This is a genomic window from Halarcobacter ebronensis (assembly GCF_013201825.1).
GTDB lineage: Bacteria > Campylobacterota > Campylobacteria > Campylobacterales > Arcobacteraceae > Halarcobacter > Halarcobacter ebronensis.
Window position 1 is genome coordinate 2,271,803 of the sequence record NZ_CP053836.1, and the last position, 15,554, is coordinate 2,287,356.

15 protein-coding genes are annotated in these 15,554 nt (G+C 29.0%); 10 read left to right on the forward strand and 5 right to left on the reverse strand.

What is annotated here, in order from left to right:
- Positions 1 to 72: 72 nt before the first annotated feature.
- The 4 genes from rpmA to dnaG all read right to left on the reverse strand — a co-directional run bounded on the left by rpmA (position 73) and on the right by dnaG (position 2,944).
- On the reverse strand, positions 73 to 327 hold the full coding sequence (gene rpmA / locus AEBR_RS11235) for a 50S ribosomal protein L27 (protein ID WP_128979074.1): 255 nt from the start codon (positions 325 to 327) through the stop codon (positions 73 to 75).
- A 12-nt stretch (positions 328 to 339) separates the two neighbouring features.
- Positions 340 to 657, reverse strand: a complete 318-nt coding sequence (gene rplU / locus AEBR_RS11240; RefSeq protein WP_129086647.1) for a 50S ribosomal protein L21 — start codon at positions 655 to 657, stop codon at positions 340 to 342.
- Positions 658 to 778: 121 nt separating this feature from the next.
- The gene (locus tag AEBR_RS11245; RefSeq protein ID WP_129086648.1) at positions 779 to 1,162 is read right to left on the reverse strand and encodes a Rid family detoxifying hydrolase; all 384 of its coding nucleotides are present in this window, start codon (positions 1,160 to 1,162) and stop codon (positions 779 to 781) included.
- Positions 1,163 to 1,309: 147 nt separating this feature from the next.
- Complete coding sequence (dnaG, locus tag AEBR_RS11250) at positions 1,310 to 2,944, reverse strand: DNA primase (RefSeq protein WP_129086649.1); 1,635 nt, start codon at positions 2,942 to 2,944, stop codon at positions 1,310 to 1,312.
- A 60-nt stretch (positions 2,945 to 3,004) separates the two neighbouring features.
- Between dnaG and AEBR_RS11255 the strand changes: the two genes are divergently transcribed.
- The 5 genes from AEBR_RS11255 (at position 3,005) to AEBR_RS11275 (ending at position 6,680) form a co-directional block, all read left to right on the forward strand.
- Complete coding sequence (locus tag AEBR_RS11255) at positions 3,005 to 4,054, forward strand: tetratricopeptide repeat protein (RefSeq protein WP_128979066.1); 1,050 nt, start codon at positions 3,005 to 3,007, stop codon at positions 4,052 to 4,054.
- On the forward strand, positions 4,029 to 4,469 hold the full coding sequence (gene rnhA, locus AEBR_RS11260) for a ribonuclease HI (protein ID WP_129086650.1): 441 nt from the start codon (positions 4,029 to 4,031) through the stop codon (positions 4,467 to 4,469). Before AEBR_RS11255 ends, rnhA begins: the two co-directional genes overlap by 26 nt.
- Before the next feature lies 1 nt (position 4,470).
- Positions 4,471 to 5,154 (forward strand): ribonuclease III, encoded by a 684-nt coding sequence (gene rnc / locus AEBR_RS11265; protein ID WP_129086651.1) that lies wholly within the window; start codon positions 4,471 to 4,473, stop codon positions 5,152 to 5,154.
- Entirely contained in the window at positions 5,147 to 6,220 is a 1,074-nt protein-coding gene (aroC, locus tag AEBR_RS11270; protein WP_129086652.1) for a chorismate synthase, read from the forward strand. Before rnc ends, aroC begins: the two co-directional genes overlap by 8 nt.
- Positions 6,221 to 6,341: 121 nt before the next feature.
- Entirely contained in the window at positions 6,342 to 6,680 is a 339-nt protein-coding gene (locus AEBR_RS11275; RefSeq protein WP_206732662.1) for a YnfA family protein, read from the forward strand.
- Between the two features lie 59 nt (positions 6,681 to 6,739).
- Here AEBR_RS11275 and AEBR_RS11280 read toward each other — a convergent pair whose 3' ends face one another.
- The gene (locus tag AEBR_RS11280) at positions 6,740 to 7,909 is read right to left on the reverse strand and encodes an MFS transporter (RefSeq protein WP_129086653.1); all 1,170 of its coding nucleotides are present in this window, start codon (positions 7,907 to 7,909) and stop codon (positions 6,740 to 6,742) included.
- A gap of 398 nt (positions 7,910 to 8,307) precedes the next feature.
- On the opposite strand from AEBR_RS11280, the gene AEBR_RS11285 reads away from it, so the two are divergent.
- The 5 genes from AEBR_RS11285 (at position 8,308) to AEBR_RS11305 (ending at position 15,543) form a co-directional block, all read left to right on the forward strand.
- Positions 8,308 to 9,075 carry an outer membrane lipoprotein-sorting protein gene (locus tag AEBR_RS11285; RefSeq protein ID WP_129086654.1) on the forward strand — a complete coding sequence of 256 codons (768 nt, stop codon included), beginning with the start codon at positions 8,308 to 8,310 and terminating at the stop codon, positions 9,073 to 9,075.
- A gap of 3 nt (positions 9,076 to 9,078) precedes the next feature.
- Complete coding sequence (locus AEBR_RS11290) at positions 9,079 to 10,230, forward strand: TonB-dependent receptor (protein WP_129086655.1); 1,152 nt, start codon at positions 9,079 to 9,081, stop codon at positions 10,228 to 10,230.
- Positions 10,231 to 10,365: 135 nt separating this feature from the next.
- Complete coding sequence (locus tag AEBR_RS11295) at positions 10,366 to 12,669, forward strand: efflux RND transporter permease subunit (protein ID WP_129086656.1); 2,304 nt, start codon at positions 10,366 to 10,368, stop codon at positions 12,667 to 12,669.
- Between the two features lie 298 nt (positions 12,670 to 12,967).
- Positions 12,968 to 13,309, forward strand: coding sequence for an ArsR/SmtB family transcription factor (locus AEBR_RS11300; protein ID WP_129086657.1), 342 nt, complete (start codon positions 12,968 to 12,970; stop codon positions 13,307 to 13,309).
- Between the two features lie 2 nt (positions 13,310 to 13,311).
- Positions 13,312 to 15,543: a heavy metal translocating P-type ATPase gene (locus AEBR_RS11305; protein ID WP_129086658.1), complete on the forward strand. Its 2,232-nt coding sequence runs from the start codon at positions 13,312 to 13,314 to the stop codon at positions 15,541 to 15,543.
- Positions 15,544 to 15,554: the final 11 nt, after the last annotated feature.

The following is a 15,554-nucleotide window of genomic DNA, read 5'->3' on the forward strand; positions in this document are numbered from 1 at the left end:
ATTTTCTCCTAAACAAAAAAAGGGTGTAGGCAAAAGCTCTACACCCTTTGAAAATTAATAACCTAATAATATTTACGAAGCGTAAACAGAAACTTTTTTTCTATTTTTATCTTTAACTTCGAATTTTACTACACCATCAATTAATGCATAAATAGTGTGGTCTTTACCAATTCCTACATTCTCTCCGCAGTGTACTTTAGTTCCTCTTTGTCTAATAATGATGTTTCCAGCTCTTACAACTTCTCCACCAAATTTTTTAACTCCAAGTCTTTTCCCAGCTGAGTCTCTGTTATTCTGTGTACTACCTTGACCTTTTTTGTGAGCCATGACTATCTCCTCTTATGCTGCAATTTTAGTAATTCTAACTTTAGTGAAGCTTCTTCTGAAACCTCTTTTTAGTTTAGAATCTTTTCTTCTTCTTTTTTTGTAAATAATAACTTTTCTATCTCTATTTACACCAGTTCCATCTAAAACTACTTCAGCCTCAACTTTAGCAGCAGAAATAGCATCTCCAGTTTTTAACTCACCATCGTTAATTGCTAACACGTCAGTGATTTCAATTGTTTCTTTAGCAGCTTTTCCAGTATAATCAATATCTACGATATCACCCTCGTGAACTTTATACTGTTTACCACCACACTTAATAATTGCGTACATTTTCCAATCCTCTAAATTTATCAATCTTTTAGTAACTATTTCATTTAACGGGACGGAATGTTATCCAATCTTAGTTTAAACTTTCTTTAAGCGAAATTAATTTTTAAGAAAACTTTAACAATTATCTAAACTCAATTGGCAGTGCAATTGCATCAATAACTACCATTGATTTCATTGGTAATTCTTTCGCTGAAATGGTAGTTCTAGCTGGTTTGTGATCCCCAAATGCTTCTGCAAAAAGCACATTTACAATCCCAAAATCATCCATATTTTCTAAATATACATTTACTTTTATAACTTTGTCCATTGAACTTTGTGAATCTTCAAGTAAAATTTTTAAATTTTCCAAAACTTGTCTTGTCTGTTTTTTAATATCCCTCTCTACTATTTGTCCATTTGCCATCAAAGGTATTTGAGCAGAAGTATATATAAACCCGTTTGCTCTTATAGCTTGTGAATAAGGACCAATTGCCTCTGGTAAGTTTTTACTCTCTAATAATTCCATTTATTCTCCCTAAAAATCCCATTTTCAAAGGACCCATTATTGTAATAATCTCTTTTAACAGTGGAAGTAAATTCCACTTAAAGAGTCAAACCCTAAAGGAAAGAACAAGTTCTTTCTTTCTTAAAGTAATAAATTTTACATAAAACATTATAAATTATAACTTACTAATTTTCCACTTCTTAATTGTCTTAAGCTATCTTGTATTTTTCTAAGGGATAGACTTTTTTCTTTCAAACTTAACTTATCATCAAATTTTATATTTGACATCTTCTTTGTATAAAATTTTGTTAAAAATCTAAGCAATTGCTCTTGCAACTCTTCATTTGAGTAGTTTAAAATATGTTCATTTAATAAAATTCTATTTAAAGAGATATTATCTGGCTCATTTAGGCAAAGCAAAAATTCATTTTTATGAAACTCAAACATCTTTTCATCAACAATATCCAAAATATTGTCAAGGGAATTTTTGTTCTCTAAAATATACTTTATAACAGATAACTCAGCAATATCGATTTTTGTTAAATTAACTTCAATCTTTCTACTTATATCAGTTGAAGTTTTAACAAAACTCTCTCTAATATTTAATTTTTGGGCAATATATCTCTTATATTCATCTTGGTAAATTACATTTAAAGTTTTAAGATAGTCATTTACTTCAATTAAAGCTTTTTGTTTCTGACTTGGGTCATTTATGCTATATTTTGAGATAATATAATCAATTGAAAAGGGAATAAAAGGTGCTGGATTTGCAAAGATTTCATTAAGCTCTTCAACTTTTCCATCTTTAACCATATCAGCTGGATCTTTTCCGTCACCAAAAATAACAACTCCACCTTCAAAATCACTTTGACTTAACATCACTGAAGCTTTAAAAGCAGCATTTAGTCCAGCTTTATCACCATCATAAGCAACTATTACTCTTGGTTCCCCTCGTCTTAAAAGAGGTAAATGCTCTTTTGTAAGAGCTGTTCCTAATGTTGCAACTGCTGAAGTAAAACCTGCTTGATGAAGCATAATTACATCTAAATATCCTTCTGTTACAATTATTCTATTTCTTTTGTAAATATTCTCTTTTGCAATGTTATAACCATATAAAAGTCTTGATTTATTAAAAACTTTTGTTTGTGGAGAGTTTACATATTTTGCATTGTGACCTGTAATTGTTCTACCACCAAATCCAACAATCTTTCCACTAATAGAATAAATAGGAAAAGTTATTCTTTCAATAAATCTTGAATACAAACCATTCTGTCCTGTATCAATTATTCCTAACTCTTTTGCTTCTGCCAGATTGTAAAAATTGCTCTTTAGAAAGTTGATTGTATCATGGGAAGCAGGAGCATAACCTATCTCAAATTTTTCAATTGAAAACTCAGAAATTCCCCTTGAAATAATATAATCTTTTGCTGTTTTATTGCCAACAAAAAGCTTTTGATAATATTTATTAACCTCTTCTAATATTTTAAAATCTTGTTTTTTTTGATTTGTATTTTCATAGTTTAGATTTACATTGTACATAGAGGCTAATTTTTCTAAAGTCTCAGGATAAGAGAGTTTTTCATACTCCATCACAAACTTTATAGCATCTCCTCCAACTCCACAACCAAAACAGTGATATATCTGTTTTTGTGGACTTACAACAAAAGAGGGGGTATCTTCCCCATGAAAAGGGCAACATGCCTTAAAATTTGCACCTGCCTTTTTAAGTTCTATAAATTGGGAAACTACATCTACAATATCAAGATGATTTTTGAGATTTTCTATTGAGTCTTTGTTTATCATTTGGTGATTATATCTAAATTATGTTATATTATCTTCTTAAATTAAAGAAGAAGGTTTTCCTTGGATGGTTTGATACTAGAGTACAGAGATCCACTTTTTGGTATCATTGTATTTTTTACTCTTATCTTTATTATTTCATTTTTAACATACTCATTTTCACTATACAAAGAGAATCGTGCAAGAGAAGATTATAGAAAACTTCTAAAAAGATTTGAAATAGGAAAATTAAAAGAAGAGGATTATGTACATCTATATAAAACATATAATCTTCCCTTTGACTCTATTATTTTATTAGCTTCAACATTTTTACATAAGGGGCATTATAATAAAGCCATTTCAGTCTATTTAACTCTTTTAGAACATGTAACTGATAGAGTGAAAAAAGAGGAACTTTTGGAGCTTTTGGGTACTACTTATTTTAGAAGTGGTTTTATGCAAAGATCAAAAGAGATTTTTCTAAAAATTTTAAAATTCTCCCCAAGAAATGTAAAAGCTCTAAACTATCTTTTAATTATTAATGAAAAACTAAAAGATTACCAAAGTGCAAAAGATATTATTGAATCTCTTGAAGAGGTTGGCTCAGATATATCAAAAGAGAGAATATATATAAATACCCTTTCAATCATAAATGATCCAATAGAATCCTTTGAAAAAAAGAGTGAAAAACTATATATGATTTTTAAAGAAAACCCAGAAGTTCAAAGGGTTATTGTTCAATTTTATTTACAATTTAATAAAAAATTTTTCTGGGAGCACGTTGAAGAGTTTGATTTTAAAAATCTAATAGATTTAATGTGGTACTTAAATTTTGATGATATCGATTTTGATAAAGTTGCACAAATAAAGTTATTAAATGAACTTTACAATGCAAAAGGTTATCTAAAAACCATAAGACATAGTGATGATTTTGTTTTTGATATTCTTATAGCCTTAAATGCCCATGAACATAAAATTCCTGCAACAATAGATTTTGAATTTATTTGCAGTTCTTGTAAACAGATACACCCAATATTTGATACAAGATGCCCCCATTGTCATAGTATTATGACATTAAAAACAAAATATAATTTAGTAAAGAGTTTAAATGAAACAAATCAATCTCTACAGTGATGGTTCCTCTTTAGGAAACCCTGGACCTGGCGGTTGGGGAACAATCCTAGAGTATAATGGAAAAGAGAGAGAACTTTGTGGAGGCTTGGAGTTAACCACAAACAATCAAATGGAATTAAAAGGAGTTATAGAGGGTCTTAAAGCTTTAAAAGAACCTTGTGATGTAAATATTATCTCTGATTCAACTTATGTTGTAAAAGGTATAAATGAATGGTTAGAGGGATGGATTAGAAATAACTGGAGAACTTCTACAAAAAAACCAGTAAAAAATATTGAACTCTGGCAAGAATATGTTGAAGTTTCAAAACCACATAAAATAGTAGCAACTTGGATAAAAGGACATGCTGGACATGAGCATAATGAAAGATGTGATATACTTGCACGAACTTTTGCAGAAAAATTAAAGGGAGAATAAAATGACAGACTACACGCAACTAGAAAAGTGTTTGGATTATCAGTTTAAAAACAAAGATCTGATAATCGAAGCACTTACACATAAAAGTTATAAGAAGCCTTATAACAACGAACGATTAGAGTTTTTAGGAGATGCAGTTTTAAACTTAATTGTTGGAGAGTATCTATATAAAAAATTTCCAAACTCAAATGAGGGAGATTTATCTAAAATAAGAGCAAGTTTGGTAAATGAAACAGGTTTTACAAAACTAGCCAAAGAGATAAAACTAGGTGAATATATCTTTATTTCAAATGCTGAGGAGAGAAATAAAGGAAGAAGCAAAGCCTCGATTTTATCGGATGCTTTTGAGGCAATTATGGGTGCAATCTATTTAGAATCTGGACTTGAAACACTAAAACCAATAATTCTACAACTATTAGAAAACTCATATGACAAAATTAATTTAGATGTTCTTTTTAGTGATTATAAAACTGCTTTACAAGAGATAACTCAGGCTGAATTTGGCTCAATTCCTGAATATAAAATAGAAGGTTCATATGGTCCAGATCATAAAAAAGAGTTTGAAGTATCTATTTGGATAGATGGAAAAACTTATGGAAAAGCAATAGGAAAAAGCAAAAAATTGGCTCAACAAGCAGTAGCAAAAATTGCAATTGATATATTAAAAGGGAAAACAAATGAATAGCTTTGGGCAAAAGTTTAAATTTACCACATTTGGAGAGAGCCACGGAAAAGCTTTGGGATGCATTGTTGACGGAGTTCCAGCTGGAATAAAAGTTGATGAAAGTTTTATTCAAAGTGAAATGGATAGAAGAAAACCTGGACAAAATGCTTTTGCAACAGCAAGAAGTGAAGGTGATAGAGTTGAAATATTAAGTGGAGTTTTTGAAGGGCTAACAACAGGAACGCCAATATCAATGGTAATTTTTAATGAAAACCAAAAAAGCAAAGATTACACAAATGTAAAAGACCTTTTTAGACCTGGACATGCTGATTTTACCTATTTTCATAAATATGGAATCAGAGATTATAGAGGTGGAGGAAGAAGCAGTGCGAGAGAAACTGCAGCAAGAGTTGCAGCAGGAGCTATTGCAAAACTTTTATTAAAAGAGCTAAACATTGAAGTTTTAAGTGGTATTTGTGAAATCGATGGGATAAAAGGAAGTAAAGCTGATTTTGAGTTTGCAAAAACTTCTGAAATTTTTTCACTGGATAAAGATAAAGAGGAGTTTCAAAAAGAGGCTATTTTGAATGCCAAAAAAGAGCATAACTCTGTTGGAGGTGTAGCTTTAGTAAAAGTAAAAAATGCCCCAAAAGGATTGGGTGAACCACTATATTATAAACTTGATTCACAAATTGCAAATGCTATGATGAGTATAAATGCAGTAAAAGGGATTGAAATTGGAGATGGCTTTGAAAGCGTAAGTAAAAAAGGCTCTGAAAACAATGATGAGATAAGAAGTTTTGGATTTAAGTCAAACCACAGTGGTGGAATCTTAGGTGGTATCTCAAATGGTGATGAGATAGATATAAAAGTATATTTTAAACCAACACCATCAATTTTTATAAAACAAGAAACAATTGACATAAACAATAATGAAGTTGAATGTGAACTAAAAGGTAGACACGACCCTTGTGTTGCGATTAGAGGAAGTGTGGTTGCTGAATCTATGATGGCTTTAGTTATTGCAGATATGTTGTTATTAAATATGAGTAGTAAAATCGAAAATATTAAAAAAGTATATATCTAAAAATTTTTTAATTGTTCTAAAGATTTTTTTGGCAATAATAAATTTTCCTTTACTTTGGTCAAGTTAAAAGGATTTAAGCGAAGCTTTAGCTTCGCTTTTTTTTATTATGCTAGGGGGATTTTTGATATTTGAGTTTATAATCTACTTTTTAGCAGCACTTTTTGAAATATTTGGTTGCTATAGCTTTTGGATGGTATTTAAACTTCAAAAAACTACTTTATGGCTTTTACCAGGATTTATTTCACTTATACTATTTGCCTACTTATTGACTAAAATAAACCTTGAATTTGCAGGAAGAGCCTATGCTGTATATGGTGGCATATATATAATTTCTTCTCTTTTTTGGCTATTTACAATTGAAAAACAGAATTTTAATAAATGGGATATTATTGGCTCAATCGTTGTTTTTGCTGGTATTTTAATAATTCTACTTGGAAATCAAAAATTTATAAAAATTTAGTAATTATTAAAACAATATAGCATAAATATTGGAATGTCACTTTAAAAAGTCCCCTTAACTTAAGGGACTCTTTTTAACTCTTTTACAGATACAAAAAATAGAATTACAAAGACAAAAGCTGATAATAAAAATGGTGCCATAGGATTTAATTTATATAAAAAAGTGCTTAACAGGGGACCAACAATCATACCTAAACCTTGAGCAGCTGAAACTGTTCCAGAGGCTGCACCCTTTTCCTCTTTTGATACAAGATTAACAGCTAAAGTTTGAAAGGCAGGGAAAATAAACCCTAAACCAAAAGTTCCAATACAAAAACCACTACCTAAAACCCATTGGTTTTGACTAAATGAGACAATTAAATAACCAATAACTGCAAAAACTGAACCATATTTAAGCCACTGTGTAGGGGTAATATCTTTTAATCTACTTACAAATATTTGTGACACAATAAAAACTATACCAATAATAGATAGGATATACCCTGTAACTTTTGCACTTTGTATTAGCTCCATATTTAATCTATCTATTACAAAAAAGCCTAAACATACCTGAGAAGTTATAACAACTGACATAGTCAAAAATGCAGCTAACATAGGTACTCTTAATCTTTTATCAAATATTTTAAGATAACTTGGCTCCTTTGTTTCAGATACCTTAACTTTTGGTATAAAAATAAGAATTAAAAAAGCAGCAATAAGAGGTAGTATTGCAAAAGTATACAAAGGTGCAGCTAGACCATAAATAGCCAAAAATCCACCTGCTGCTGGGCCTAAAACCATCCCTAAACCATTTGATGCTCCAAGTTTTGCTATATAAGAGGTTCTATGCTTTTCATCTATTTCATCTGCAACCAAAGCATTTGATACAGGAGTAATTGCAGAATAAAAAGCTCCAATGATGGCTCTTGTTAAAATTAATATTACAAAAGAGATAAGTACACTAGGAGGAGAATCAATAGCACTATTCACAAATATTGCTAAAAGAAAATAACCAATAGCAACACCTAAAACTCCCATAAATAAAATAGGTTTTCGACCTATTTTATCACTTTTTTTACCCCAAAATCTTGATAATATTACCCAAAGGATACCTGCAATTGATACAGTAACACCAGCATGCCACTCTTGTAGATTCAATGCTCTAATTATTGGGCCTACAACTGACAAAAATGCCATCATTGCAGAGACACATAAAATATTTACTATCATTAAGAACTTAAACTCTTTCAATTTCTTCCTTTTTTAAAATTAAATATTTTGTATTATATTTATTTTAATAATAGTTATCAATATGTATCTATCTCCACAGGGATTTTTCTTTGTTGTAAAAGTATTCTTTATAAGGTATAAGTTAAAAAGATTGCTTATGTATTCCTTCTCAGCTTTTGCATATAAAATTAGAAATAAACGGTGAAAAAGTCTAGATGTAATACGAGAGCTTATAATTGATATTTCCCTTTATAACAAATTTTTTTAATTCACAAACATGGTTTGTAATTGATAGTTATTATATATATTGACCAAAATAAATACTTTTAGAATAAATTAAAATCCCTTTAACAATAAAAATCATATTGATAATCTCTCTCAATTTATATATCATATATCAAAAAAAAGGATTTTGATATATGTTAAAAAAAATACTTATTACATCACTTTTTATATGTAAACTTTTTGCCCTTACACCTTTTGAAATAGCTACAAAAGTTAAGGAAAACTCAGATGGTTATGGTAGCTCAAAGAGTATGATGGAGATGCTTTTGATAGACCAAGCAAAAAATGAGTCGTCAAGAGTAATGGAGTCCTTCTCTTTGGAAAATACAAAGCATGATGATGATAATGGTGATAAATCTTTGATGGAGTTTCAAACTCCCCTTGACGTAAAGGGTACAAAATTTTTAACCCATGAAAAAATAGATAAAAACAATAATCAATGGCTCTATCTTCCAGCACTTAAACGTATAAAAAGAATCACTAGTAAAAATAAAAGTGGTTCATTTATGGGGAGTGAATTTTCCTATGAAGATATCTCTTCAAGAGAACCAAATAAATATGATTACTCTAAGAATTTTGAAGAGGTAGCTTTAGATGGAATTGAGTGTTATAAATATGAAAGATATCCAAAAGATCAAGATTCGGGATATACAAAACAGGAAGTTTGGGTAGATAAAGATAGATTTATAGTTTTAAAAATTGACTTTTATGATAGGAAAAAAGAGCTTTTAAAAACGGCAACTTATAGTGGATATAAAAAGATTGGTAAGACTTATAGGGTTTCAAATATTTTTATGCAAAACCATCAAAACTTTAAAAGTACAAAACTAAATTATCTTAAAGATGAAATTCATCTAAAGCTTGATGAATCACTTTTTACAAAAAGATATCTTAAAGACTAAAATTTGAAAAAAATTGTTTTATTTTATTTACTTAATAATTTACTTTTTTGTGCTGAATTAGAGTTAAAGAGTTATTTAGGTTTAGAGTATAAATCATACCTTAAAAGAGTGGATGATACTAAAAATCACAATAGTGCAATTACCTTTCAAAATGAACTTAAATACTCATTTGATAACTCTAAAATATACTCTAAAATTGAGGCTTTAAAAGATAGTAGTGAAAAACAAAGGGATTATATAAATATAAATGAGCTTTATTATATGTACTCTTTTAGTGATTATGATTTTTATCTTGGAAAAAGAGTGATATTTTTAGGTAGTTTAGAAGCATACAATATCGTAGATATTTTCAATCGTCAAAATTATCAAAGAGATAGTTTGAGTGACTATAAAATAGGAGTTTTTCTTAGTGGTATAAACTATTATTTTGAAGATAATTCAAGACTAAACTTATATATAAAAGGGTTTGAAGAGAATATTAAATTTGCAAGTACTTACTCACCATACTATCCTTTTGGTAATAGTTCCTATAACAAAGAGATACTTTTTGCTAATAATAAAGAGAGACCCTCTTTTTTAGGTACTTACTCAAAAAGTTATGATGAAAATATTATTGCTGATGTAAGTTATGGATTTTTTTACGGTTACGATAACTACATATTATCAAAAAAGATATATAACGATTATCACTCAATGTTATTTCAAAGCATGAAGTTCTTTACAAATGATACTTTTGTATTGGATTCTATGCTTTTAAAAGTTGAAGCTAGTTATACAAAAATAAAAGATGATGATAATTATGGTTTAAAAAATTTTTATGAGCTTGGTTTTGGTGGAGAGTATACTTTTGAGCAAATATATAAAAATCATAACTTAGGGATAATTGCAGAGTATTATAAAAGTGACAACTCTCTTACAAGTATGGATAATGATATTTTTTTAGCTCTTCGTTACTCTTTAAACGATGCAGATTCAAGTGAGTTTTTAGGTGGTATTGTAAAAGATATAGATGATAGAGAGTTAAGTGCATATATAAAATATGAGGGAAGACTTACTGATACTTTGAAAATAAGTGCAGATTTAAGATATGTAAAGAGTGAGAGTTATCTAGATAAACATCTACGTTTTGGATGTGAAGTAAGATACTACTTTTAAATATAGAGCAACTCGTTGCTTACTTTAGAGTTTGTTTCTTTAGATGAAATTTATTTCCATCGTTAAAAGAGATTATCAATAATATGGTTTCTTTTTAAATCTTGATTCAAAAAGGAATTTAAAAAAGGAATTTTAATGAATAAAACAAAATTTGCACAAAATATTATAAAATTTAGATGGCCTATAGTAACTATTGCTCCACTTTTGATAGTTTTACTTTTTATACTAAACATAAAAAAAGCAGGCTTTGAAACAGATTTTAAAATCTGGTTTGATGAAGATTCGGCTATTATGAAAAACTTTGATCACTTCAAAGAAACCTTTGGTTCAGATGATAGATTACTTATTGCCTTAAGAAGTGAAGATGGAATTTTTAAAAAAGAGATTTTAAAAAGCATCCAAGAGATGACAAATGAACTTTGGCAGGTAAAACATATAGCAAGGGTTGATTCTATTACAAACTTTCAATATGTACATGTAAGTAAAGATGATGAAGATGAGATTATTGTTGAAGATTTTTTAAATGATATAGATGCTTTAAGTGAAGAAGAACTTAGACAAAAAGAGGAGTTTGCCAAAACAGATATACAAACAAAAAATTTACTTATATCAGAGGATGGAAAGGCTGCAGTTATAGTTGCTAGAATGGTTTATTCAAAACATATGGCGCCAAATGATTATATTGACTTATATAATGATGCAAATTTACTTATTGAAAAGTACAGACTAAAAGGTGTAGAGTATCATAATATGGGAATCCCAGCATATACCAATGCTTTTGTAAATGCTATTCAAAGTAATGGAAAAACATTTTTCCCTGTTTTTTTAATTACAATTATAATTTTACTTGCAATTATATTTAGAAATATTTGGAGTGTAATATTACCTATAAGTGTAGTTTTTCTTACTATTTTATTTATTGCAGGGTTTACCTTTGGGCTTGGATATAAACTAAATACTATTACTTCAATGTTCCCTATATTTATTATAGCTATTGGAATTGCAGATTCCATACATATCTTTTGGGTTTGGAAACATAAACAGGAGGAGGGACTAGATAATAATGAAAGTATTATTTTTTCAATAGAAAAAAACTTTACTCCTGCACTTATTACTTCACTTACTACTTTTGCAGGTTTTATCTCCTTAGGAATTAGCAAAATAGTACCACTACAAGCATTTGGATTACTTTTAGCAAGTGGTTCTCTTATGGCATTTATTCTAAGTATTTTATTTTTACCTGCCCTTCTTAGTGTTATAAATCCTAAAATAAAAGTAAAAATACAAAAGGCTAATAATTTAAAAAAATTTATTAAAAGGTACACTAACTTTATAATAAGAAATGACAAATTAATTATAACGATTTGGGTTTTATTTATCTTAGTTTGCACAATAGGTATAAAAGATGTGAGTGTGGATACAGAATTTGCAAAGCAGTTTAGTAAAGATATGCCAATTAGAAAAAGTGCAGAGTTTGTGGAAAAAAATATTGGTGGTACGATACCTATAGAAATCATTATAGATAGTAAAGAGAATTCAGGAATATATGAGCCGCAACTTATGAAAGATGTGGATAACTACAGTGAAGCTTTTAAACAAAAATTTGATCGAATAAGACATATAAACTCTCTAACTCAAGTTGTAAAGCGTTATCATAAACTTATGAATGGCGATACAGATGAGTTTTATAAGATTCCCCAGTCAAAGCAGCTTATCTCTCAATATATGCTTCTTTACTCTTTATCTCTACCACAAGGTATGGGTATAAATGATATGATGGATGTTGATGCTAGATATTTAAGGATAAGTGCAATGATGAATATCTCTAGTGAAAAAAAGAAGTTTGAGATGTATGAATGGTCAAAAAGATGGTGGAAAGAAAATAGTAAGTACACAGCTAGCATAGAGGGTGTGACCATGATAAGTGGTCACATGAGACTACAACTAACTGATACTATGATAAAATCTATCTCTTTGGCATTAGTTTTAGTGACATTAATCTTTTGGTTTACATTTAAAAGTAAGTTCTTTATGGGAGTTTCAACTTTACCAAATATTGCACCACTTCTTATCACAATAGGACTTACAGGTTGGCTTGGAATGGATTTAGACCTTGGTATGGCTATTGTTTTTGTAATAATAATAGGTATAGCTATAGATGATACAGTACATTTTTTATCAAAATATAAAGCTGCAATAAAAAAAGGAGAAACACCAATTGAAGCCATTGAAGAGTCTCTATTACTAAGTGGAAGTGCCATAGTTATTACAACAGTTATCTTAGTTTTAGGATTTGGAACTTTTCTTTTTAGTGACTTTGCTCTTTATTCAAACTTTGGATTATTTAGCTCAATTGCACTCTCTTTAGCAATGGTATTTGATCTTATGCTTTTACCCGCAATTATAAGTATAATTGAGAGAAAAAGAGTGAAAAACTAAAATTTTTCATAATATCTTTATGCAAAACCGCAAACTCTTTATAAAAAGAGTTTGTGAAGTTATTTGAATATTTAAAGCCCATATGTAAAGCCACTTTATGTATATTATATTTACCAGATTCAAGTATTGTTTTAACTTCATTTATTTTATCTTTTGCATATTTTCTAATAAAATCTCTTTTGTTTTAAATATGGCTTTTTTATCATATAGTAAGATGTTAGAAGAGCCTTCATTAAATTTTAATTTAAGCTTTTATATCATATGATTAGATATTCATATGTTCATATAAAGGAATTAGATGGCTACAACTTGCTGTGATCACTCAAAAGAGGTAGAAAGGGTTAAAAAAAACCTAATTGAAGAGGAGACTCTTTACGATATAGCTGAACTTTTTAAAGCTTTTGCTGATACAACAAGAATAAAAATCATATCTGTATTAAAAGAAGAAGAACTTTGTGTTGGGGCAATAAGTGAATTATTAAACATTAGTCAATCTGCAATTTCTCACCAATTAAGAGCCTTAAAAAATGCAAAAATTGTAAAACATACAAGACATGGGAAACAGATATTTTATACCCTAGATGATGAACACATAAAAAAAATCTATGATATGGGATTAGAACATATAACCAAGGGTTAGAAATGCAAAAACTTAAATTAGAAAACTTAGATTGTGCACATTGTGCTTTAAAAATTGAAAACTCTTTAAATGCAATGGAGGAGTTAGAGAATGTAAAATTAAACTTTTCTACCTCAACACTTAGTTTTGAGCAAAAAAGCAATGAAAATATTATTGATAAAATAACAGAAGTAATACAAAGTATTGAAAAAGATGTAAATGTTGTAGAAGATAAAAAAGATGAAGCTAGAAGTTTTTGGCAACTATTAAATAAAAAACTTCTACTTATTACAACTATCTCTATTCTTTTAACTTTTTTTTCATATAACTATATTTCTCAAAACTATTTTCAAGTTTTAATGTATTTACTTGCATATTTATTAGTAGGCTGGGATGTATTATATAAAGCAACTAGAAATATTCTAAAAGGAAAGCTTTTTGATGAAAATTTTTTAATGGGAATTGCCACAATAGGAGCCTTTGCACTAGGCGAATATATTGAAGGTATTACTGTAATGGTATTTTATCAAATAGGTGAGATGTTTCAAGCAGTTGCTGTTAATAATTCAAGGGATAGCATAAACTCTTTAATTGACTTAAAACCTGAATTTGCTAATGTAAAAGAGGGAAATAACATTGTCCAGAAAAATCCAGAAAAGGTAAAGATTGGTGAGACTATTGTAGTTAAAGTAGGAGAAAAAGTTCCTGTTGATGGGGTTTTATTATCTGATACTTGCTCTTTTGATACAAGTGCAATTACAGGAGAGTTTAAACCAAAAACCTTAAATAAAGAGGATGAGATATTAAGTGGATATATAAATCTATCTCAAGCATCAAATATAAAAGTAACCTCATTATATAAAAACTCAACCATAGCAAAAATAATTGAACTTATAGAAAATGCCTCTTCACAAAAGGCAAGAGCAGAAAAATTTATAACTAAATTTGCCTCTATTTACACACCTTTTGTTGTTGTAGCAGCACTATTGTTAGCATTTATTCCTCCCTTATTTATAGAAGGAGCCTTATACTCTGATTGGATTGAAAGATCTTTGGTATTTTTAGTAATCTCTTGTCCTTGTGCTTTGGTTATCTCTATACCTTTATCTTTTTTTAGTGCCATTGGAGCAATCTCAAAAAAGGGTATTTTAGTTAAAGGTGCAAATTATGTGGAAAAATTAACTGAAATAGAGAATATTATTTTTGATAAAACAGGAACTTTGACCCATGGTATTTTTAAAGTAACAAAAATAAAAACCTATGGAATAAAAGAAGAAGAACTTTTAGAGCTTGCAGCTTTAAGTGAAAGCTTCTCAACCCACCCTATTGCAAAATCAATTGTAAAGGCTTTTAATAAAGAGATAAATCATGAAAAAGTTAGCTCTCATGAAGAATTTAGTGGCTTAGGAGTAAAGGCCACCATACAAAATACTGAAGTTTTAGTTGGAAATCAAAAATTATTAAATAGATTTTCAGTTGATATTCCAGAAGAAATTAGTGAAGATTTAAATGTTGTTTTTGTAGCTATTAATTCAAAAATTGCTGGATTTATTGTTGTTGACGATGTAATAAAAGAAGAGGCAAAAAACTTTATAGAAGAACTTAAAAGAGTTCAAATCAAAAAAACTTATATGCTCACAGGAGATAAAAAAGAAGTAGCTTTAAAAGTTGCAAATAACTTAGGAATAGATGAAGTTAGATATGAACTATTACCACAAGATAAACTATCAAGTTTTAAAGAAATAAAAGAAAAAACAGGCAAAATTACTGCTTTTGTAGGAGATGGTATAAACGATGCCCCAACTCTAGCAAGCTCTGATATTGGCTTTGCTATGGGAGGAATTGGAAGTGATTTAGCAGTAAAATCTGCTGATGTGGTTGTTCTAAATGATAAATTAGATTCAATACTAGATGCAATAAAAATTTCAAAAAAAACAAAAGTAATTGTTTACCAAAATATAGTTTTTATTATGATTATTAAAGTTGGCTTTTTAATATTAGGAGCTGGTGCTATAATAGGGATGGCTGAAGCAATTTTTGCTGATATTGGTGTAGCACTTTTAGCAATACTTAACTCAATGAGAATATTAAAAGAGAGTAAAAATAAAGACACTAGAAGAGAAGAGAAAAAAATTAAAGAGGGAAATAGAGAAGATAGTAGAAGCTCTAAAGCACCTACTTCTGGTTTTAATACCTCAAAAGGGACAGTAACAAGCAGTTGTTGTGAAGATAAATCTTGTTGTAGTAAAAGCTAGTTTTATACTAG

Bases quoted from the DNA above. Each gene is read 5' to 3' on its own strand.
- rpmA (WP_128979074.1), bottom strand. From the start codon at position 327: ATGGCTCACAAAAAAGGTCAAGGTAGTACACAGAATAACAGAGACTCA.
- rplU (WP_129086647.1), bottom strand. From the start codon at position 657: ATGTACGCAATTATTAAGTGTGGTGGTAAACAGTATAAAGTTCACGAG.
- AEBR_RS11245 (WP_129086648.1), bottom strand. From the start codon at position 1,162: ATGGAATTATTAGAGAGTAAAAACTTACCAGAGGCAATTGGTCCTTAT.
- dnaG (WP_129086649.1), bottom strand. From the start codon at position 2,944: ATGATAAACAAAGACTCAATAGAAAATCTCAAAAATCATCTTGATATT.
- rnhA (WP_129086650.1), top strand. From the start codon at position 4,029: ATGAAACAAATCAATCTCTACAGTGATGGTTCCTCTTTAGGAAACCCT.
- rnc (WP_129086651.1), top strand. From the start codon at position 4,471: ATGACAGACTACACGCAACTAGAAAAGTGTTTGGATTATCAGTTTAAA.
- aroC (WP_129086652.1), top strand. From the start codon at position 5,147: ATGAATAGCTTTGGGCAAAAGTTTAAATTTACCACATTTGGAGAGAGC.
- AEBR_RS11285 (WP_129086654.1), top strand. From the start codon at position 8,308: ATGTTAAAAAAAATACTTATTACATCACTTTTTATATGTAAACTTTTT.
- AEBR_RS11295 (WP_129086656.1), top strand. From the start codon at position 10,366: ATGAATAAAACAAAATTTGCACAAAATATTATAAAATTTAGATGGCCT.
- AEBR_RS11300 (WP_129086657.1), top strand. From the start codon at position 12,968: ATGGCTACAACTTGCTGTGATCACTCAAAAGAGGTAGAAAGGGTTAAA.
- AEBR_RS11305 (WP_129086658.1), top strand. From the start codon at position 13,312: ATGCAAAAACTTAAATTAGAAAACTTAGATTGTGCACATTGTGCTTTA.